Consider the following 21,249-nt stretch of genomic DNA (forward strand, 5'->3'; position numbering starts at 1 on the left):
ATCAGGGCCCTGCGGGGCCCTTTTCATTGCCGCGCGTTTGAACGCCGACCTGCGACCATCCCTGTCTCGCCGGTGGCCCGTTTTGGCAGACGGGCCCCATCTGTTATCCCCCCCGGTGGTATAGTCAGTCACAAGATCCGCATTCAAGGAGCCCATCGTGAAGAAGATCATCTACATCCTGCTGGGGTTGGCGCTGGCGGCCGTGGTGGCCATCACCGCCCTGGTGTCCCTCATCGACCCCAATCAGTTCAAGCCTCAGCTGGTGGAGCAGGTGCGCAAAAGCACCGGCCGCGAGCTGGTGATGGAGGGGGCGATCGGCTGGCGCTTCTGGCCGAGCCTTGGCCTCTCCCTCGAGAAGGTGGCGCTGCGCAACCCCGCCGGTTTCGCCGAGCCCGACCTGGTGCGCTTCGAGCGCGGGGAGGCCTCGGTGGGCCTGCTGCCGCTGCTCTCCCACAAGCTTGAGATAGGCAAGGTGACCCTGAGCGGTGCCCACCTGTTTATCCAGACCAAGGCTGACGGCAGCTCCAACCTGAGCGATCTCATCAAGACGACCAAACAGGGGGCGGATGCCTCGCCGGCGGGCGAGAGTCAGCCGGCTGCCCCGGCCGCCAGTGACAAGCAACCCTGGCAGATCAGCCTGCAAGGGGTGGAGCTGCAACAGGCCAGCGCCCTGCTGCAGGACGATCGCAACGGCACAGTCTCCCGCCTCGAACAACTGGACCTGAACCTGGGCCAGCTGGTGGTGGATCAGTGGGTGCCGGTGACCCTGGCCGCCAAGGGGGCCCAGGGGGTGCTGGCATTTGATCTCAAGGGGCAGGCCCAGCTCAAGCTGGCCCAGGATGAGAGCCGCAGCGAGCTCAAGGAGCTCAGCCTGGAGGGGAGCCTGAAGGATCCGGTGCAGCGGCTCGACGCCTTCTCCCTCAAGGCCGATCGGCTGGCGCTGGGGGAGTGGAGCAGCCTCACGCTCAGTTTGCAGGGCGCCCAGGGGGCGGCGGACAAGCCGACCCTGGCCGGCACCCTGGAGGGCACCCTCAAGGCGCGGCTCGATGAGAACCGACAACTGCTGGAGGTGTCGGATGCCGTGCTGGCCGCCAAACTCACTGGTGATGCCCTGCCACGCCCGCAACTGCTGGTGAAGCTGGCGGGCTTTGCCCGTGCCGAGCTCGACAAGCAGAGAGTGACCCTGACCAACCTGGTGATGGGGGTGGATGACGCCCTGCTGAGCGGCAACGGCAGCGTGCAGCTGGGCGCCGTGCCCAGGGTGGAATTCGACCTCAAGGGGGAGAAGCTGGATCTTGACGGCTGGCTCGGTCAGCCGGCCAAGACCGCACCCGCCGCGGCCAGTTCGGGCGCTGCAGCCCCGGCCGGGACGACGGCGCAGGCCGCCGCCCCCGCCGCCAAGGCGCTCTCCACGGCCGAACCGGACCTGACCGCCCTCAAGGCGGTGGATCTGGCCGGCCGGTTGCAGCTGGGCAGTGTGCGGTTGAAGGGACTGGATCTGAGCGCCGTCGACCTGCAGCTCGCCCTGGCCGGTGGCCAGCTCACCCTCAAGCAGTTCAGCGCCGGCGTGGCCGGTGGCAAGGTGACCGCCAGTGGCGTGCTCGATGCACGGCAAAAGCCGGCTCGCTATCAGGCCCACAAGCGGGTACAGGGGGTCGATGTGCGGCCGCTGCTGCAGACCCTGGCCCAGACCGATCTGCTGGAGGGCAAGGGGGATCTCGAGGTCGAGGTGCAGGGGGCCGGCCTCTCCGAACTGGCGCTGCGCAGCCGGATGCAGGGCAAGGTGAACCTCAAGCTGAGCGATGGCGCCCTGCACGGCATCAACCTGGCGGAGATGATCCGCGAGGCGCGGGCCACCCTGACCGGCAAGGGGGCGGATCAGGTGAAGGAGGCGCGCAAGACCGACTTCAGCGCCCTCACCGCCAGCTTCCGGATTGCCGACGGGGTCGCCCAGAGCGACGACATCCAGCTGTTCGCGCCCGCCCTGCGGGTGAAGGGGCAGGGCCAGACCGCTCTGGTGCCGGAGACCCTCGATTTCCTGTTCCTCACCTCAGTGGTGGAGAGCAGCAAGGGGCAGGGGGGCAAGGATGTGGACGAGCTCAAGGACATCACCATACCGGTGCGTATCGGCGGCCACTGGCAGGCGCCGAGTTACCGGCTCGATGTGAAAGCACTGCTCAGCAACAACAAGCTGCTGGAGGAGAAGGCCCGCAAGGAGGCCGAGCGCGGTCTCAAGAAGCTGCTGGGTGACAAGGCCGACAACGAAGGGGTGAAGGGGGTGGCCGATCAGCTACTCAAGGGCCTGTTCAAATAGCCTAGCCCTGTTGTTTTATCGCCATGCAGAGCCCGCCCCGTGCGGGCTCTGTGCGTTTTGGCCGGGAGGCGGGGACGCGCCGGTAGCAAAAGAGAGGGGTGTTTGGGCCGGACAAAGATGGTATCACTGTGGTTTTACCAAGGAGCAGATGAATGAGTCGAAGTGAAATCGCAAGAGAGGTATCCCATCCGGACTGGCCGCTGGTCTGGCAGATCTACGGCAGCAGCTTTCCCCGCTACGAACAGCGCCAGCCGCAGCATCAAGAGCTCAAGATGGCAGACTCCCGCTTTCACTGTCAGCTCTTTTATCAGGGTGAGCAGCTGCTCGGCTTCATCTTCTGGTGGGACTGCGGCGAGCAGATCTACATCGAACACCTGGCCATCAACCCGGCCCTGCGCGGCCAGAACCACGGCTCACGCCTGCTTGCCGCCTTCTGCGAGACGGCGGGGCGCCCGGTCATTCTGGAGATAGACCCGCCAGAGGACGAGATTTCCCTGCGCCGGCTGCGCTTCTACCAGTCGCTGGGCTTTTGCCTGAGCGAGCATGACCACGTGCACCCGCCCTATCAGCCTGATTGCGAGGGACATGCGCTGCGGGTGCTGAGCTATCCGGCCCCGCTCGACAAGGAGGATTATCGGCGTTTCAACAAGGTGCTGGTGGAGACAGTGATGGATCACGGCCCGGCCTGAATCAGTGACAGGCACTCTATTGTGAAGTGAAGGGGGAGGTCTCTCCCCCTGATAGCAGGATTATTCGTAGACGGCAGTAGTATGAAGCAGTTGATCTGCAAAAGTGAAAATCTCATCTATTGAGCCAATCGGATGTCGAGTTTCTTTCTTTTCCTCATCAAACAGGCCTATATATTTTTGGCGAGAGTTAAAATGTAATCTGCAAAGTGGTTTCCGGTTATTGTCATCCAGCAGGATTCCAAAATAACTTTGGGTATCTCTGGGGGCAATCCTGGCGACATCAAATTGCTGTCTGAGTATTGCTTTAACCACATTGAACGCTTCCATTTCTTCAATAGTGGTGTCTACTCTGGATTTTTCTTTATTGTTATCATTTTCGCTGTTGTCACTAGGCAGATCGCTCTCTGAGATTGATGAGACAGTTGAAGTACTGACACTATTACCTATTGCAGACTTCAATCTTGCATTGATGCTATCGTTGAGGAATTGGTTCAGTGCTTTCTTGCTGATATCAGTGAACGACTGCTTCACCCTGGCTGTCAGTACGCCATCATAAATACGAGATGCAAAGAATTTGACGAAATCCTCTTCTGGAGAAGCAAATTGCTCGGCAAGTAGTTTTTTGATCTGGCTAAGATATTTGAGTTCTCCTGCAGCATCAACAACGGACTCAACATCGAAGGCGGTTTTAGTCAGTTTTAATACTTCAGGAACGACATGCTCATCTATGTCCTCAAGATCCAATGTTAGAAATGGTTTTTCATCCATTTTATTTGGTGCATCCAGGTCGGTATAAAATTCATACTGAGCACCATTGGTGAGAATGCCAATTCTGGCATTGGTGACCGAGAAATAACGAAAGAGTTGGCCTGAATGTTTTGCAGACAGCTTTTCACTGTATTTTTTACATTCAACCAGAATTTGAATTTGGCCATCCTTCAGAATGGCATAGTCAACCTTTTCTCCCTTTTTGATACCGGTATCTGCGGTGAACTCGGGGATTACCTCGGTGGGGTCAAAGACATCATAACCGAGAACACGATTGAGAAATGGCATGACAAAGGCATTTTTGGTCGCTTCTTCAGTGGTGATCATCGATGCTTGTTGCGCAATTTTTTTGGATAGACTCTGTAGCTGTTCTGAAAAATCCATTTCTTCCTCTCTGTATGGCGGCAAGGTGGTACTTTTTAACGCTATATTCCCCTCCATCATTTCCGGGCTGAATAATGGAGACTGGATACCCATAACCTCTGCTTATATTCAGCAAAGTGCCATACGATTCCAAGGTTTGTATGCCTGAAACAGGATCTAGCTCACCGCTATTGAGTTTTATGTGAAAAATATTTGGCTCATTGTCGCAAAGAGCAATTAAAAGGGGCGCCTCGGCGCCCCTTCCGTTTACTCCCCCAGCTGTTGTTGCCAGACCGCCAGCACATGGCCTCGTTCGGTCAGCAACTGGTCGTCCCCCACCTTGCGGGAGACCTCGGAGAGGTTGAGGCGATGGCCGAGGTTGCGGATCTCCAGATAGGCGTGCTTGAGCCCCTCCGCCTGCTCCAGGGTCAGCACCCCCGCCAGCACGCACTCGTCGAAGATGCGCACGTTATCGGACCAGCGGGTGAGCGCCTCGGGTTCGCCGCAGGCGTGGGCCAGCACCAGGTACTGGGCGATGAACTCGATATCCACCATGCCGCCGGGGGATTGCTTGAGATCGAACTCTCCGGCACCCGCCTTGAGCAGGTGATCCCGCATCTTGTGGCGCATCTCGCGCACCTCGCGGGCCAGGGTCGGCAGGTCACGCTCCTTGGCCAGCACGGCGCGTCGGATGCGGGCAAACTCGGCGATCACCGCCTCATCGCCATAGATGGGACGGGCCCGCACCAGCGCCTGATGCTCCCAGGTCCAGGCCTCGTTTTGCTGATACAGCTCATAGGCCGACAGCGATGAGACCAGCAGGCCAGAGTCGCCGGAGGGGCGCAGCCGCATGTCGATCTCGTAGAGGATGCCGGAGGGGGTGCGGGTGCTGAACAGGTGCAGGATCCGCTGGGCCAGACGCAGGTAGAACTGGCGACTGTCGATGGGCTTGCGCCCGTCGGTGTAGCTGTTGGGGTCACCGCCGTGCAGGAACACCAGGTCGAGATCGGAGCCGTAGCCGAGCTCGATGCCGCCCAGCTTGCCGTAGGCCACCACCGCAAAGCCGCGCTGGCCGCTCACCGCCACCTCGGGCGGCACTCCGTAGCGTTCGCTCATCTGGGCCCAGGCCTGATTGACCACCTCTTCGGTGATCGCCTCCGCCAGCCAGGTGAGGTGGTCGCTCACCTTCATCAGCGGCAGGGCGCCGGCAATGTCGGCCGCCACGATGCGCAGCAGCTGCACCTGCTTGAACTGGCGCAGCGCCTCCATCTGCTGCTCCACGTCCTCTTCGGGGATGCGCAGCAGGAACTGGCGCAGCTGGGGCTTGTACTGATCGAGCGGGGTGGGGTGATAGAGGTGCTGGGGGTCGAGCAGCTCGTCCAGCAAAATCGGGTAGCGGGCCAGCTGCTCGCTCACCAGATGGCTGGCGTCGCAGAGCCGCACCAGCTGGCGCAGGGCGCCCGGGTTCTCCGCCAGCAGCTGCAGATAGGCGCTGCGGGTGAAGATGCGGGTGAGTAGCTCGCACACCCGCTCGAACAGACGGGCGGGTTGCTCGCTGGCGACCACCAGTCGTAGCAGTTCCGGCATCAGCCAGTCCAGCGCGATGCGCCCCTGTGGGCCGACCTGACGGCGCTTGTACTCCTCCTTGAAGCGCAGCAGGGCGGTGCAGAGCGAGGCGGGCTCGGCCACCCCCTGGGCGGTCAGCAGTTGCTCCAGCTCGGCGGCGTCAAGCTCGGTGCGCCACAGATCGAGCCAGAGCTGCTCCAGATGGGCGGGGGCCTCTTTTTCCTCCCCCACCACGGCGGCGAACTCTTGGTGGACGGCCGCCATCTCCTCGTCCAGGTGGGCCATAAAGGCGCCCCAGTCGGTAAAGCCGAGGGACGCGATGAGGCGCTGGCGATCCCGCTCCTCGGTGGGCAGGGTCTGGGTCTGCTGATCGCCGATCTCCTGCAAGACGTTCTCGACCCGGCGCAGGAAGCGATAGGCCTCCAGCAGGCGGTCGCAATGGGTGGATTCGAGGGCGCCGCACTGGGCGATGGCGGCCAGCGCCTCCGGCAGATGGCGCACCCGCAGCGCTGGTTCACGACCGCCACGAATAAGCTGCAGCGCCTGGGCGATGAACTCCACCTCGCGAATGCCGCCAGCCCCCAGCTTGATGTTGCCCTCCAGCCCCTTGCGACGCACCTCGGCGGCAATCATCGCCTTCATCTGGCGCAGGCCGTCGATGACGCCAAAGTCGATATAGCGGCGAAACACGAAGGGACGCAGCATCTCGGCCAGCTCCACCGCGTGTTCGCACTGGGGCCCCAGCACCCGCGCCTTGACCATGGCGTAGCGCTCCCAGTTGCGACCGTGGTGCTGGTAGTAATCCTCCATGGCGGCAAACGAGATGGCGAGCGGCCCCGCGTCGCCAAAGGGGCGCAGCCGCATGTCGACCCGAAACACCTGGCCGTCGACCGTGCTCTGGTGCAGGGCGTTGATGATGCGTTGGCCCAGCTTGATGAAGAACTGCTGGTTGGCGAGCTCGCGCCGCCCACCGACCGTGTAGCCGTTCTCGGGGAAGGTGAAGATAAGGTCGATGTCGGAGGAGAAGTTGAGCTCGCCACCACCCAGCTTGCCCATGCCGAGAATGAGCAGCGGCTGCGGGTTGCCGTTGCCGTCCATCGGGGTGCCCAGCTCGCCACACTGCTTGGCGTAGAGCCAGTCGCGGGCGGAGCAGATGAGCGCATCCGCCAGTTTGGTGAGGTGGATAAAGCTCTCTTCAACCTCGGCATGACCCAGTAGTTCGCGCCAGGCGATCACCAGCATGCGGCTGCGGCGGAACTGGCGCAGGATGCGCTTGAGCGCCTCCTCGTCGTCCACCTGGGCCAGCAGGGCGGCCAGATCGCGTTGGTAGGCGGGCCAGCGCTCGGCCTGCTCCAGATCTCCGGAGGAGAGCAGCTCGGTCAGCAACTCCGGCTGTTTGCAGAGGGAATCGGCGACAAAATCGGAGAGACCGAGCAGGGTCAGCAGGGTCTGGCGTACCGGCTCGGGCAGCGTGCCGTAGTCGGGGGCCAGTTCAGTCAGCCGTTGCCAGTGGCGCTGGGCCAGCTCCTGCAGCAGGGGGGAGAAGGCGGAGAAAGAGGGAGAGTGCTGGGCCACGGTTGCCGTCCTTGTGATTAACGAAACTGCCGGATAAAAAGCTGGCTGCCAATCTAGCACTGTCGGGCCCCCGCGTCACAGCGCAGGGGCGAGAAGCATGATCCGGCGGGAATTATCGGTAGCCGACCATTCAGGTGCGCTGGTAGATATCGGGGTGGTAGATCTCCATCAGGCTGCCGGGGCTTGCGGGCGGTGCGAAGCCGAAACCGGCGTAGAGGCTGTGGGCATCGGAGGTGGCGAGGGAGAGGCGGCGCAATCCCTGCAGCTCGGGATGGTCGAGTATGGCTGCCACCAGTGCCTTGCTGTAGCCGCGGCCGCGATACTCGGGCTGCACGAACACGTCGGCCAGATAGCCGAAGGTGGCGCGGTCTGTGATGACCCGGGCGAAGGCGACCTGCTGGCCGCCGAGGTAGCCGCCAAAGCAGAGCGAATGGTTGATGGCCCGCTGCAGGGTGGCAAGGGGAATGCCGCGACACCAGTAGGCCTGTTCCGACAGGAAACGGTGGATCAGCGGCAGGTCGAGCCGCCCCTGGTCGGCGCTGATTTCAAGCGCAAGTTCTGTGGTCTGCATCCTGGCTCCTTGCCGCGATGAAAAAGAAAGGCCCCTCGTGGGGGCCTTCCAGTCTAACCGGATTGCGGCGTTCAACAACAGCGGCTCTGTGTCAGGCCAGCTTGAAGGCCTGAATATGAGTATCCAGGGTCTGGCTGTGGCGCTCTACCAGTTCGGAAGCCTCCTGCAGCTCGCGCAGCACCACGACGGAACCCTCCACCACCTGCTTGACCTGCTCCAGGTTGCCGCTCATCTCCTCGGCCACCGAGCTCTGCTGCTCGGAGGCGGCGGCGATCTGGCGGTTCATGTCGGCCACCCCCTGTACCCGCTGCACTATGGTGGCTAGCTGGTCGCCGGCCTGGGTCACCTGCTCCACCCCCTTGTCGGCCTGCTGCACGCTCTGGGCCATCAGTTCGGCGGCCTGGCGGGCGTTGCCCTGTAGCTGCTCGATCATCTTCTGGATCTCGACGGTGGCGGCCTGGGCCCGGTTGGCCAGCTCCCGTACCTCGGAGGCGACCACCGCGAAGCCACGGCCCGCCTCACCGGCACGGGCGGCTTCGATGGCGGCGTTGAGCGCCAGCAGGTTGGTCTGCTCCGAGATGCCGCGAATGGTGTCGACCACTGAGCCTATCTGATCGACCCCCTGTTCCACCTGGTTGACCACGGTGGAGGAGCGCTGAATGTTGCCGGAGAGGGTGTCGATGGTGTTGACGGTGGCAGCCACGCAGCGGCTCCCCTCTTCCGCCAGCTGGCTGGTTTCGGCGGTGGCGTGGGAGGCCTGCTCCGCATGGGCGGCCACCTCGCGGATGGCGCCCACCATCTGGCTCATGGCGCTGGCCAGCTGCTCAATCTGGGTGAACTCCTCGCTGATGGCCTCGTTGGCCTCCTCCATGCAGAGGGTCACCTGGGAGGCGATGTCATTGAGCTCCTTGCAGGCGACGCGCTGGGTGCCGAACACCTCCTTGAGGTTCTCCTGGGAGTGGGCCACCGCCTTGGCGATGTCGCCGAATTCGTCACGGGACTTGAGCAGCACCCGGTGGCTCAGATCCTTGCGGGCGAAGCGTTCCAGCAGGCCCACCAGATAGTGCACCTGCTTGACCATCAGGCGCGAGCCGGTCAGCAGCAGTACCACGAAGACCAGCCCCATAATGGCGGTCTCCATCAGCCCGGTCCAGAGCAGGCTGTTGGCGATGGTATCTGCCTTGTCGGGGGCGATCCCTTCGCTGAGCAGGGTGGTTTCCAGATTGCTGGCGTCGAACCAGAGCTTGATCAGCAGCAGCACAGTACTGAACACCATGAGCAGTACCACTTTGGGTACCAGCCGGATATTGCTCATTCGCTTCTCCAGCGGGTTTAACTGCATAATATTTCTCCTTTTAATGACCGGTTTTCCTTTGTCCTCAGGACTATCGGCATTATCTTCCTTTTTATTAATTCGCACCGTGCCTAAAGTGGGAAAATGTATGCGCCATCACTTAACTCATCTACGCGCCATGGATCTGTTGATGGCGTTTCTGTCGGTGATCTCGGTTGTGCTGGTCACGGCCCGCTGGTGGGGTCATCAAACCCTGGCCCCCCAGACCCTGCAGCTCTTCTATGACGTCGACAGCCTGATCTGCTACTTCTTCCTCGGTCACTTCGCCTATGGCTGGATCCGGGCCCCCGACCGGATGGCCTTCTTCAAGGCCAACTGGTTCTATCTGCCGGGCAGTCTGCCCATGGTGGAGCAGCTGCGCTGGGCCCGGCTCATCCAATTGTGGCGGATCTACCAGCTGCTGCGGGATCAGCCGGATCTGCTGGCCATGTTTCGCCGCGAGCGCAACGAGACCACCCTCTCCGGCATCCTGTTTCTGTTCTTCCTGCTGCTGGGGGTGGGATCAGGGGTGATGTACTGGGTCGAGTCGGGCCAGCCCGGCAGCCAGATCCAGACTCCCTACGATGCCTTCTGGTGGACGCTGGTGACCCTCTCCACCGTGGGCTATGGCGATCTGGTGCCCAAGACGGAGGAGGGGCGCTTCGTCGCCAGCCTGCTGATCCTGTTCGGGGTCGGTCTGTTCGGTGCCATCAGCGGTTTCATGGCCAGCCTGTTCCTGCAGCCGGGACGGGGGGATGCGGAGCTGGAGAAGTGGCGCCATCACCAGAGCGCACAGCAAGATCTGCTGCTGCAGGAGTTGCGTGCCCTGCGGGCCGAAGTGAAGGCACTGAAACAGAAATAGGCAGCGGCGTCCGGAATGGTCGCGTCGCGATAGAGACAAGTTGCGAGCCACCTCTCAGCTCGGGGGGGAGCCCTTTTCTTTGCTTGTCCTTTGACCCGCCGGCGGCTTAACATTCGCCAGTCACCTAACCAAACGAAGAGAACCGATCGACCATGCGCGCCCTTCTCGGGATCCTGATCTGCTTGTGTGCCCAACAGGCACTGGCCGATACCCGCTATGTTTCAGACAACATCTTTACCTTTATTCACAATGGTCCGGGCACCCAGTACCGGATCCTTGGCAGCGTCAAGGCGGGTGAGCCGCTGGACGTCAAGACAGTGAACAACGAGGCCGGTTTTACCCAGGTGGTGGACGGTCGCGGCCGTGAGGGCTGGATCAAGAGCAGCGAGTTGCAGGGCGAGATCAGCCTGCGCGAGCGGCTGCCCCAGGTACAGAAAGAGCTGGAGGAGGCCAAGGCCCGCCTGCTGAACCTCAACGGTGACAACGAGAAGCGCTTCGCCGAGAAGGATGGCAAGATCGCCGAGCAGAGCAAGGAGATCGCCACCCTCAAGGCCCAGTTGGCCAGCCAGGGCGAGGAGATGGGCAACCTCAAGGAACAGAACGATGCCCTGACCCAGAGCTACGACAACCAGGAGCACGATATGCAGATGGACTGGTTCATCCGCGGTGGTGCCATGGTGGGGGGCGGCATTCTGCTCGGCATCCTGCTGCCCATGCTGCCCCGTCGCCGCAGCCGCGGTGATCGCTGGATGAACTGACAACCGCTGTCGGCAGCAGCGTGAAGGGTCGCCATGGCGACCCTTCTTTTTTTGCCTGGCGGAAAATTGTATACAAAATAAGGCGATGAATTTTGCCTGGTAGGCATATGGCGCCGATATAGTGCGCCATATGAGCCAATCAGCGATCTTTGTTAATAACAGGCAACAATTTCATTTCATCTATGGGTTGATATTGTATACATTATCGGCATTTCGGCGGCACGACCGCCTTCGTCGATATCAGCCCTAGGGCGTACAGGAAGACCCCATATGTTCAAAGCTACCCAAGTGCTTGCCGCTGACTACATTCCCTCCGATCTGGCCGCCCTGCGCGAAGCCATCACCCAGAACTACGTGGTGGATGAAAATGCCTATCTGGCCGAACTGTCGGCCATGCTGCCGGGGGATGGCGCCTCGCTGGAGCGGGTGACCCAGCGTGCCCGCACCCTGGTAACCAAGGTGCGCAAGGAGAGCGGCTCCGGCGACGGCATCGACGCCTTCCTGCAGGAGTACAGCCTGGATACCCAGGAGGGGATCATCCTGATGTGCCTGGCGGAGGCGCTGCTGCGCATTCCCGATGCCGAAACCGCCGATGCCCTGATCAAGGACAAGCTCTCCGGCGCCAACTGGTCGTCCCATTTTCGCAAGAGCGACTCCACCCTGGTGAACGCCTCCACCTGGGGGCTGATGCTGACCGGCAAGATCATCAAGCTGGACAAGAAGCTGGACGGCAACCCGGCCAACCTGCTGGGCCGCATGGTCAACAAGCTGGGGGAGCCGGTGGTGCGATCCGCCATGTACGCCGCCATGAAGATCATGGGCAAGCAGTTCGTGCTGGGGCGCGACATGAAGGAAGCCCTCAAGGCGAGCCGCAAGTCCCGCGAGAAGGGTTACACCCACACCTATGACATGCTGGGGGAGTCCGCCCTGACCCTGGCCGATGCCGACAAGTATTTCGGTGACTACCAGCGCGCCATCGAGGCGGTGGGCGGCGAGCGCATCAGCGACGGCGGCCCGGCCCCCTCCATCTCCATCAAGCTGTCGGCGCTGCATCCGCGCTATGACGTGGCCAACCGCGAGCGGGTGCTCGGCGAGATGTGTGAGCGGCTGGTGGGGCTGGTGCGTCTGGCCCGCGACAAGGACGTGGCCATCAGCATCGATGCCGAAGAGATGGACCGCCTCGAGCTCTCCCTGGACTTGTTCGAGCAGCTCTACCGCTCCGAGGCGAACCGCGGCTGGGGCAAGCTCGGCATGGTGGTGCAGGCCTACTCCAAGCGCGCGCTGCCGGTGCTCTGCTGGCTCACCGCGCTGGCCCGCGAGCAGGGGGATATGATCCCGGTGCGGCTGGTGAAGGGGGCCTACTGGGACAGCGAGCTGAAATATGCCCAGCAGGCCGGTCTGCCCGGCTACCCGCTGTTTACCCGCAAGGCGGGCACCGACATCTCCTACCTCGCCTGCGCCCGCTACCTGCTGAGCGAGCCGACCCGCGGCTTCATCTCGCCCCAGTTTGCCACCCACAACGCCAACACAGTGGTCAGCATTCTGGAGATGGCCGGCGATCGCCAGTTCGAATTCCAGCGCCTGCACGGCATGGGGGAGGAGCTGCACAACGCGGTACTGAACGAGCAGCCAGGTCTGCACTGCCGCATCTATGCGCCGGTGGGGGCCCACAAGGATCTGCTGCCATACCTGGTGCGCCGCCTGCTGGAGAACGGGGCCAACACCTCCTTCGTCCACAAGCTGGTGGACCCCAATACCCCGGTCGATTCCCTGGCCGAGCACCCGCTGCGCACCCTCAAGCGCTACTCCAGCCTGGCCAACGATCGCATTCCGCAGCCGGTGAATCTGTTCAGCGACCGCAAGAACTCCAGCGGCGTCAACATGAACATCGTCTCCATCCAGCGCCCCTTCTTCGCCAAGTTGAAGGAGCTGGAGAGCAAGCAGTGGCTGGCGGGCCCCATCGTCGATGGCGAGACCCTCAAGCGCAGCGAGGCCCGCGTGGTGCTGAGCCCGCAGGATGTGAGCCTGACCGTCGGCAAGATCCACTGGGCTGACGAGCAGGCGGTGGAGCAGGCGCTGGCCTCGGCCCATGCCGCCTTCCCGCGCTGGCGCGAGACCCCGGTGAGCGAGCGTGCCGCCGCCCTTGAGAAACTGGCGGATCTGCTGGAAGCGAACCGCGAGCAGTTCATCTCCCTCTGTACCCGCGAGGCGGGCAAGCTGCTGCAGGACGGCATCGACGAGGTGCGCGAGGCGGTGGACTTCTGCCGCTACTACGCGGTGCAGGCCCGCGGCCTGATGGGGCAGGCCACCCTGCTGCCCGGTTACACCGGCGAGATGAACGAGCTGTTCCTGCAGGGGCGCGGCGTGTTCGTCTGCATCAGCCCGTGGAACTTCCCGCTGGCGATTTTCCTGGGTCAGGTCGCCGCGGCGCTGGCCACCGGCAACACCGTCATCGCCAAGCCGGCCGAGCAGACCGGCCTCATCGCCCACCTGGCGGTGACCCTGGCCCATCAGGCCGGCATTCCGGGCGACGTGCTGCAACTGTTGCCGGGTGACGGTGCCACCGTGGGTGCCAAGCTGACGGCGGATGCCCGCATTGGCGGCGTCTGCTTCACCGGCTCCACCGAGACCGCCAAGCTCATCAACATGACTCTGGCCCAGCGCGATGGCGCCATCCTGCCGCTCATCGCCGAGACCGGTGGCCAGAACGCCATGATCGTCGACTCCACCGCCCTGCCGGAGCAGGTGGTGCGCGACGTGGTGAGCGCCGCCTTCCAGAGCGCCGGCCAGCGCTGCTCCGCCCTGCGGGTGCTCTACCTGCAGGAAGAGATCGCGCCGCGGGTGCTGGAGATCCTGACCGGTGCCCTGCAGGAGCTCAAAGTGGGCAACCCGGCCGAGCACAACACCGACGTCGGCCCGGTCATCGACGCCGAGGCCAAGGCGGGGCTGGATGCACACCTGGTGCACATGATCCCGCGTGCCCGTCTGATCGCACAGGCGCCGATGCCGGCGGTGACCCTGGGGGGCCACTTCGTGCAGCCGACCGCGCTGGAGATTGGCTCCATCCGCGAGCTGACCCGCGAGCAGTTCGGCCCCATCCTGCACGTGGTGCGCTACGCCGCGCGGGATCTGGACAAGGTGATCGCGGATATCAACGGCACCGGTTACGGCCTGACGCTGGGGATCCACAGCCGCAACGAATCCCATGCCGAGGAGCTGGCGAGCCGCATCAACGTGGGCAACGTCTACATCAACCGCAACCAGATCGGCGCCATGGTCGGGGTGCAGCCGTTCGGCGGGCAGGGCCTCTCCGGCACCGGCCCCAAGGCGGGCGGCCCTCACTATCTGAGCCGCTTTGTGACCGAGAAGACCCGCACCATCAACACCACGGCGGTGGGCGGCAACGCCTCACTGCTGGCGATGGGCGATGCCTGATCGACCGTGACCGACATCAGGCCGCCTGCGGGCGGCCTTTTTCATGGGCATTCTCATGGGTATTGAAAAGCCGCCATCTTGGGGTCGCCACCCGGCTTGCCGCGTCTTAAGATGGTGGCCGGTTGTCGCTTTCATCCGTCACCGCCGCCCAGTCCCGGGCGCGCATCCCGACCGACGTCACAACAAAGAGTGCTGCATCTATGCCATTAACCGAACAGGCCCGCTGGTTCGTGCTGGGGGGCGATCACCTCGTCCTGCTGGATGACCAGGGGCGCATTCCACAAGGCCCCCGCGCCTGTCTGCCCAGCCACTTGCAGCATGCTGCCTTTGAGCGCTTTGACGAGTGGGACGGGCTGCCCTGCCTGCTGCTGGATCTGGGGGAAGAGGCAGATCTCGAGGCCCTTACCCCCCTGCGCCAGCTGATGGTGGCCGGGGATGAAGAGGGCTTTCGCCTGGCCGGCCGCGCCTGGCAGCTTGCCACCTTTCGCCGTACCCACCGCTTCTGCGGCGAGTGCGGTGCTCCCATGAGCCCGAAGGCGGGGGAGTGGGCGCAAGGGTGCCGCCATGGCCACCTGGTCTATCCGCGCATCTCCCCCTGCATTATCGTGGCGGTGCGCAAGGGGCCCGCCATCTTGCTGGCGGCCCACCGCCGTCACTATCAGGCCGAGGATCCCATGTATACCGTGCTGGCCGGCTTCGTGGAGGCGGGGGAGAACCTCGAGCAGTGCGTGGCGCGGGAGGTGTTCGAGGAGAGCGGCATCCGGGTGCGCAATGTGCGTTACGTGGCGAGCCAGCCCTGGCCGTTTCCCCACAGCCTGATGATGGGCTTCACCGCCGATTATGAGAGCGGCGAGATCCGGGTGCAGGACGAGGAGCTGGTGGCGGCCGATTTCTTCGAGGCCGATGCGCTGCCAAGGCTGCCGCCCCACGGCACCATAGCGCGGCGGCTCATCGAGCTCAGCCTCGGCGAACAGGCCTGAGGGATGCCACGAGGGATGCAAAGAGGGGCGCTTGTTTGCGCCCCTTCACATCTTTGCACTCCAACGGCGGCGACAGGCGTTTGAGCCGCCCCCCGCCGCGCACAAAGTGGTATCATATCCGCCATTTTATGCTGGATATGAACTCAGGAACTGGGATGAAAGAGCTGAAGAACGATCGTTACCTGCGTGCCCTGCTGCGCCAGGAAGTGGACATGACTCCGGTATGGATGATGCGCCAGGCTGGCCGCTATCTGCCGGAATACAAGGCCACGCGCGCCCAGGCGGGGGATTTCATGTCCCTGTGCCGCAACGCCGAGCTGGCTTGTGAAGTCACCCTGCAGCCGCTGCGCCGCTATCCGCTCGATGCCGCCATCCTCTTCTCCGACATCCTCACCGTGCCCGATGCCATGGGGCTCGGTCTCTACTTCGAGCAGGGTGAAGGCCCGCGCTTCGAGCGTCCGATCACCTCCATGGCTGACGTGCAGGCGCTGCCGGTGCCGGATCCGGAAGATGAGCTGGGCTACGTGATGAATGCGGTGCGCACCATCCGCCGTGAGCTCAAGGGCGAAGTGCCGCTCATCGGCTTCTCCGGCAGCCCCTGGACCCTGGCCACCTACATGGTGGAGGGGGGCAGTTCCAAGGCGTTCACCAAGATCAAGCAGATGATGTACGCAGAGCCGCAGACCCTGCACCTGCTGCTCGACAAGCTGGCCGACAGCGTGATTGCTTACCTCAACGCCCAGATCAAGGCGGGTGCCCAGGCGGTCATGGTGTTTGACACCTGGGGCGGCGTGCTCACCCCGCGCGATTACCGCGACTTCTCCCTGCAGTACATGCACAAGATCGTCGATGGCCTCATTCGCGAGCATGACGGTCGCCGCGTGCCGGTCACCCTGTTCACCAAGAACGGTGGTCAGTGGCTGGAGCAGATCGCCGCCACCGGTTGCGATGCGCTGGGTCTGGACTGGACCACCGACATCGCCGACGCCAAGCGCCGGGTCGGCGACAAGGTGGCGCTGCAGGGCAACATGGACCCTTCCATGCTGTACGCCAGCCCGGCTCGCATCCGTGAAGAGGTCGCCTCCATCCTGGCCGGTTTCGGTCACGGCAACGGCCACGTCTTCAACCTGGGTCACGGCATCCATCAGGATGTGAACCCGGAGCATGCCGGCGTGTTCGTCAACGCGGTCCACGAGCTGTCAGCCCAGTACCACGGCCGCTGAGCGCCGCCGACAACACAATGAACAACGGGGCCTGCGGGCCCCGTTTTGCTGCCTGCGGCGGGGGCTGCATCCTGACCGCCGCTCGGGTTACACTGCAACCCGGTAGAGGGCGGTCGACTTCAGGCGAGCACGGCAGCGTGCACTCCGGAGTTGGCGCCCTGCGGTCATGGCTGGAGGCAGGATGAGCAACAGGTTGTTGGATTGGGGTATCGACCTTGGCGGTACCAAGTGCGAGTGCGTGGTACTGGAAGGGGACGAGGTGCTGCTGCGCCATCGCATTCCCACCGAGCGTGCCGGCGGTTATGACCACATGATCGGTCAGATCGCCAAACTGGTGGCAGAGTGTGTCGACAAGCTCGGTCAGCGGCCGACCCTCATCGGCATGGGAACGCCGGGGGCGCGGGATCCGCAAACCGGCCTGATGAAGAACTGCAATACCACCGAGCTCAACGGCAGGCCGTTCAAGGAAGATCTGGAGCGCCGGCTCGGCGTGCCGGTGCTTATCGCCAACGACGCCAACTGCTTCGCGCTGGCGGAAACCCATCTGGGGGCGGTGCGCCAGCACCATCCCGACGCCAAGGTGGTGTTCGGCATCATCATGGGGACCGGGGTTGGCTCCGGCATCGTCATCAACGGCCGCATCCTCAACGGTCACCACGGCATTGCCGGCGAGTGGGGCCACAACGTGCTCTCACCCGACGGCCCCGAGTGCTACTGCGGCAAGCGCGGCTGCGTCGAGACCTTCATCAGCGGCCCGGCGCTGGAGGCCTGGTATGAGGCCAAGGCCAAGCGCCGCCTCCCGCTGGCCAAGATCGCGGCGGTGACGGCTCACGACCACGTGGCCAAGCTCACCATCGACCGGCTGCATCTGCTGTTTGGCCAGGCGCTGGCCAACGTGGTCAACATCCTGGATCCGGATGTGATCGTCATCGGCGGCGGGGTCGGCAACGTGCAGAGCCTGTACCGTGCCGGACGGGAGACTATTTTGCCCTTCCTCTTTAATCCCCGCTTCGCCACCCCCATTATTGCTCCAGCCCTGGGGGACAGCGCCGGGGTATTCGGGGCGGCACTGCTGGCCCGCGGTGAATTTCAGGATGCCCTGCTGTCGTGAGTCAGCCATCCGCTTGTCCCTTTGTCCATGCTGAGGACCCGGAATTTTCATGATCAAGATTGCCATCAACGGGTACGGGCGGATCGGCCGCAACGTGCTGCGGGCCCTCTACGAGAGCGGCCGCGACAAGAACATCAAGATAGTGGCCATCAACGAGCTGGCCGCCCCCGAGGCCATGGTGCACCTGACCCGCTTCGACACCAGCCACGGTCGCTTCCACCATCCGGTGCAGCTGGCCGGCAACAGCATGCTGGTGGGGGAGGATCTCATCTCCCTGTTCGCTGAGCGGGATCCGTCGCGCTTGCCGTGGCGGGCGCTGGGGGTGGACGTGGTGCTGGACTGTACCGGGGTGTTCGGCTCGCGGGCCGATGCCGAGCTGCATCTGGCGGCGGGGGCGGGCAAGGTGTTGTTCTCCCATCCGGCCGAGGCGGACGTGGACGCCACCATCGTCTACGGGGTCAACCATCAGGTGCTGACGGGGCGCGAGCGGATCGTCTCGAACGCCTCCTGCACCACCAACTGCGTGGTCCCCGTCATCGAAACATTGCATCGAGAATTCGAGATAAATTGTGGTACTATTACGACAATTCATTCTGCCATGCATGATCAGCAAGTCATCGATGCCTACCACAGCGACTTGCGCCGAACCCGCGCCGCCAGCCAGTCCATCATCCCGGTGGATACCAAGCTGGCCAAGGGGTTGGAGCGGATCCTCCCCCACTTCGCCGGCAAGTTCGAGGCGATCGCGGTACGGGTACCGACCATCAATGTAACGGCAATGGATCTCAGTATTACTGTTCGTAAAAAAGTGACGGTTACTGACGTAAATCAAGCCCTGCAACGGGCATCCAGAGGTACATTAAGCGGTATTCTGGATTACACGGAAGAGCCACTGGTCTCCGTAGACTTTAATCATGATGCTCACTCCTGCATCATTGATGGTACCCAGACCCGGGTCAGCGATGCCAACCTCGTCAAGATGTTGATGTGGTGTGATAACGAATGGGGCTTCGCCAACCGCATGCTGGATACCACCCGGGCCATGATGGCCGCAGGCTGAGAGCCTGCACCGGGCGCAAGGTTACTGTTTTTAACATTACCTGAAAATATAGAGGACTGAATATGTCTGTTATCAAGATGACTGACCTGGATCTGGCGGGCAAACGCGTTCTGATCCGTGCTGACCTGAACGTGCCGGTAAAAGACGGCAAGGTCACCTCCGATGCACGTATCGTTGCGACTCTGCCGACCATCAAGCTGGCTCTGGAAAAGGGCGCCAAGCTGATGATCACCTCCCACCTGGGTCGTCCGACCGAGGGTGAATACAACGAAGAATTCTCCCTGGCTCCGGTTGTCAACTATCTGAAAGACGCACTGTCCTGCCCGGTTCGTCTGGCCAAAGACTACCTGGATGGCGTAGAAGTCGCCGCCGGTGAGCTGGTTGTGCTGGAAAACTGCCGTTTCAACAAAGGCGAGAAGAAGAACACCGAAGAGCTGGCCAAAAAATACGCCGCCCTGTGTGACGTCTTTGTAATGGATGCGTTCGGTACTGCTCACCGCGCCGAAGGTTCCACCTACGGTGTGGCCCAGTTCGCACCGGTCGCCTGTGCCGGCCCGCTGCTGGCTGGTGAACTGGAAGCCCTGGGCAAAGCCATGCTGAAGCCCGAGCGCCCGATGGTTGCCATCGTTGGCGGCTCCAAGGTCTCCACCAAGCTGACCGTACTGGAATCCCTCTCCAAGATCGCTGACCAGCTGGTGGTCGGTGGTGGCATCGCCAACACCTTCATCGCTGCTGCCGGTCACAACGTCGGCAAGTCCCTGTGCGAGCACGACCTGATCGACACCGCCAAGAAACTGGCTGCCGAAACCAATATCCCGGTGACCACCGACGTGGTTGTGGGTGCCGAGTTCTCCGAGTCCACCCCGGCCACCATCAAGTCCGTCTCTGACGTGACCGACGGCGACATGATCTTCGACATCGGCCCTGACTCTGCCAAGGCCCTGGCCGACATCATCATGAACGCCAAGACCATCCTGTGGAACGGCCCGGTCGGCGTGTTCGAGTTCGACCAGTTCGCCAAGGGTACCGAAGTGATCGCTCGCGCCATCGCTGAATCCCCGGCCTTCTCCATCGCGGGCGGTGGTGACACCCTGGCCGCCATCGACAAGTTCGGCATCGCCGACAAGGTCTCCTACATCTCCACCGGCGGCGGCGCCTTCCTGGAGTTCGTGGAAGGCAAGGTACTGCCGGCTGTTGCGATTCTGGAACAGCGCGCCAAAGCCTAATTGACCCGAGACGGGGGGCAAAAGCCTCCCGTTTCGTTTATCATGTGGCCGCTGTGCCGGTTCATGATGAACCCCCCATTTTTTATTAACGGCATACGAGACAGGACGATTAAACATGTCTAAGAAAATTTTCGACTTCGTAAAACCGGGCGTGATCACTGGTGATGACGTTCAGAAAGTGTTCGCCATCGCGAAAGAGAACGGCTTCGCTCTGCCGGCAGTCAACTGCGTCGGTACCGACTCCGTGAACGCCGTGCTGGAAGCTGCCGCCAAGGTGAAAGCGCCGGTTATCGTTCAGTTCTCCAACGGTGGTGCTGCATTCACCGCTGGTAAGGGTCTGAAGCTGGAAGGTCAGCAGGCTGCCATCATCGGTGCCATCTCCGGTGCCAAGCACGTGCACGCCGTTGCCGAAGCTTACGGTGTACCGGTCATCCTGCACACCGACCACGCTGCCAAGAAGCTGCTGCCGTGGATCGACGGTCTGCTGGAAGCGGGTGAGAAGCACTTCGCTGAAACCGGCAAGCCGCTGTTCTCCTCCCACATGCTGGATCTGTCCGAAGAGTCTCTGGAAGAGAACATCGACATCTGCTGCGAGTACCTGACCCGCATGGCCAAGATGAACATGACTCTGGAACTGGAACTGGGTTGCACCGGCGGCGAAGAAGACGGCGTCGACAACAGCCACATGGATCAGTCCGCTCTGTACACCCAGCCGGAAGACGTGGCCTACGCCTACGAGCGTCTGTCCAAGATCAGCCCGCGCTTCACCATCGCTGCCTCCTTCGGCAACGTGCACGGTGTCTACAAGCCGGGTAACGTCAAGCTGACCCCGTCCATCCTGGACGCTTCCCAGAAGTACGTGTCCGAGAAATTCGGCATCCCGGCCAAGTCTCTGGACTTCGTATTCCACGGTGGCTCAGGCTCCACTCTGGAAGAGATCCGCGAGTCCATCTCCTACGGCGTAGTGAAGATGAACATCGACACCGACACCCAGTGGGCGACCTGGGAAGGCATCCTGGACTTCTACAAGACCAACGAAGCCTACCTGCAAGGTCAGCTGGGCAACCCGGAAGGTGCCGACAAGCCGAACAAGAAGTTCTACGATCCGCGCGTATGGCTGCGTGCCGGTCAGACTTCCATGATCAAGCGTCTGGAACAGGCTTTCTCCGACCTGAACGCCATCAACGTACTGTAATTCGTTACAGCATCTTGATTGCATGAAAAGGCGCCCTGTGGGGCGCCTTTTGCATGAGTGCGGATCGCGATGGGCGGTCGACTCGTGACAAGGCGTCCTTTGGGACGCCTTTTGCATTTCTGTGATCCCAGCGGGCTGGATTGGCGGCGGGGGCCTGCGTATTATCGATGACAGGCCGTTTATTTTAGTAAACGCAACGGGACCAGGGCAGGATGCTGAA

15 protein-coding genes are annotated in these 21,249 nt (G+C 62.4%); 11 read left to right on the forward strand and 4 right to left on the reverse strand.

Translation table 11 applies throughout. The features are described 5' to 3' along the window. Positions 1 to 157 precede the first annotated feature (157 nt). Together I6L33_RS08130 and I6L33_RS08135 are read left to right on the forward strand one after the other, a co-directional pair. Positions 158 to 2,314 (forward strand): AsmA family protein, encoded by a 2,157-nt coding sequence (locus tag I6L33_RS08130; protein ID WP_216973868.1) that lies wholly within the window; start codon positions 158 to 160, stop codon positions 2,312 to 2,314. A 152-nt stretch (positions 2,315 to 2,466) separates the two neighbouring features. After that, positions 2,467 to 3,003, forward strand: a complete 537-nt coding sequence (locus I6L33_RS08135; RefSeq protein WP_216973869.1) for a GNAT family N-acetyltransferase — start codon at positions 2,467 to 2,469, stop codon at positions 3,001 to 3,003. 60 nt (positions 3,004 to 3,063) lie between these two features. Here I6L33_RS08135 and I6L33_RS08140 read toward each other — a convergent pair whose 3' ends face one another. From I6L33_RS08140 to I6L33_RS08155, 4 genes are all read right to left on the reverse strand, one after another. Then, positions 3,064 to 4,155, reverse strand: coding sequence for a type I restriction endonuclease (locus I6L33_RS08140; protein WP_010635056.1), 1,092 nt, complete (start codon positions 4,153 to 4,155; stop codon positions 3,064 to 3,066). 246 nt (positions 4,156 to 4,401) lie between these two features. Beyond that, a complete protein-coding gene (gene glnE / locus I6L33_RS08145; RefSeq protein ID WP_216973870.1) occupies positions 4,402 to 7,275 on the reverse strand; it encodes a bifunctional [glutamate--ammonia ligase]-adenylyl-L-tyrosine phosphorylase/[glutamate--ammonia-ligase] adenylyltransferase in 2,874 nt (957 codons plus the stop codon). A 130-nt stretch (positions 7,276 to 7,405) separates the two neighbouring features. After that, positions 7,406 to 7,846: a GNAT family N-acetyltransferase gene (locus tag I6L33_RS08150; protein WP_025202199.1), complete on the reverse strand. Its 441-nt coding sequence runs from the start codon at positions 7,844 to 7,846 to the stop codon at positions 7,406 to 7,408. A gap of 91 nt (positions 7,847 to 7,937) precedes the next feature. Continuing rightward, positions 7,938 to 9,188, reverse strand: coding sequence for a methyl-accepting chemotaxis protein (locus tag I6L33_RS08155; protein ID WP_017764774.1), 1,251 nt, complete (start codon positions 9,186 to 9,188; stop codon positions 7,938 to 7,940). Between the two features lie 31 nt (positions 9,189 to 9,219). On the opposite strand from I6L33_RS08155, the gene I6L33_RS08160 reads away from it, so the two are divergent. The 9 genes from I6L33_RS08160 (at position 9,220) to fbaA (ending at position 21,029) form a co-directional block, all read left to right on the forward strand. Further along, positions 9,220 to 10,041, forward strand: coding sequence for a potassium channel family protein (locus I6L33_RS08160; protein WP_017782385.1), 822 nt, complete (start codon positions 9,220 to 9,222; stop codon positions 10,039 to 10,041). Between the two features lie 152 nt (positions 10,042 to 10,193). Then, entirely contained in the window at positions 10,194 to 10,799 is a 606-nt protein-coding gene (locus I6L33_RS08165; RefSeq protein WP_216973871.1) for a TIGR04211 family SH3 domain-containing protein, read from the forward strand. Positions 10,800 to 11,069: 270 nt separating this feature from the next. Next, on the forward strand, positions 11,070 to 14,234 hold the full coding sequence (gene putA, locus I6L33_RS08170) for a bifunctional proline dehydrogenase/L-glutamate gamma-semialdehyde dehydrogenase PutA (protein ID WP_216973872.1): 3,165 nt from the start codon (positions 11,070 to 11,072) through the stop codon (positions 14,232 to 14,234). Positions 14,235 to 14,434: 200 nt separating this feature from the next. Further along, positions 14,435 to 15,214, forward strand: coding sequence for an NAD(+) diphosphatase (gene nudC / locus I6L33_RS08175; protein WP_216973873.1), 780 nt, complete (start codon positions 14,435 to 14,437; stop codon positions 15,212 to 15,214). A 155-nt stretch (positions 15,215 to 15,369) separates the two neighbouring features. Beyond that, positions 15,370 to 16,437: a uroporphyrinogen decarboxylase gene (gene hemE / locus I6L33_RS08180; RefSeq protein WP_010635049.1), complete on the forward strand. Its 1,068-nt coding sequence runs from the start codon at positions 15,370 to 15,372 to the stop codon at positions 16,435 to 16,437. A gap of 181 nt (positions 16,438 to 16,618) precedes the next feature. Beyond that, on the forward strand, positions 16,619 to 17,548 hold the full coding sequence (locus I6L33_RS08185; protein ID WP_216973874.1) for an ROK family protein: 930 nt from the start codon (positions 16,619 to 16,621) through the stop codon (positions 17,546 to 17,548). A gap of 49 nt (positions 17,549 to 17,597) precedes the next feature. Next, complete coding sequence (epd, locus tag I6L33_RS08190) at positions 17,598 to 18,608, forward strand: erythrose-4-phosphate dehydrogenase (protein ID WP_010635047.1); 1,011 nt, start codon at positions 17,598 to 17,600, stop codon at positions 18,606 to 18,608. A 62-nt stretch (positions 18,609 to 18,670) separates the two neighbouring features. Beyond that, the gene (locus I6L33_RS08195; protein ID WP_017764769.1) at positions 18,671 to 19,834 is read left to right on the forward strand and encodes a phosphoglycerate kinase; all 1,164 of its coding nucleotides are present in this window, start codon (positions 18,671 to 18,673) and stop codon (positions 19,832 to 19,834) included. Positions 19,835 to 19,949: 115 nt separating this feature from the next. Next, entirely contained in the window at positions 19,950 to 21,029 is a 1,080-nt protein-coding gene (gene fbaA, locus I6L33_RS08200) for a class II fructose-bisphosphate aldolase (RefSeq protein WP_005309342.1), read from the forward strand. The last annotated feature ends 220 nt before the right edge of the window (positions 21,030 to 21,249 follow it).

The organism is Aeromonas sp. FDAARGOS 1403, assembly GCF_019047325.1.
Classification (GTDB): domain Bacteria; phylum Pseudomonadota; class Gammaproteobacteria; order Enterobacterales; family Aeromonadaceae; genus Aeromonas; species Aeromonas dhakensis.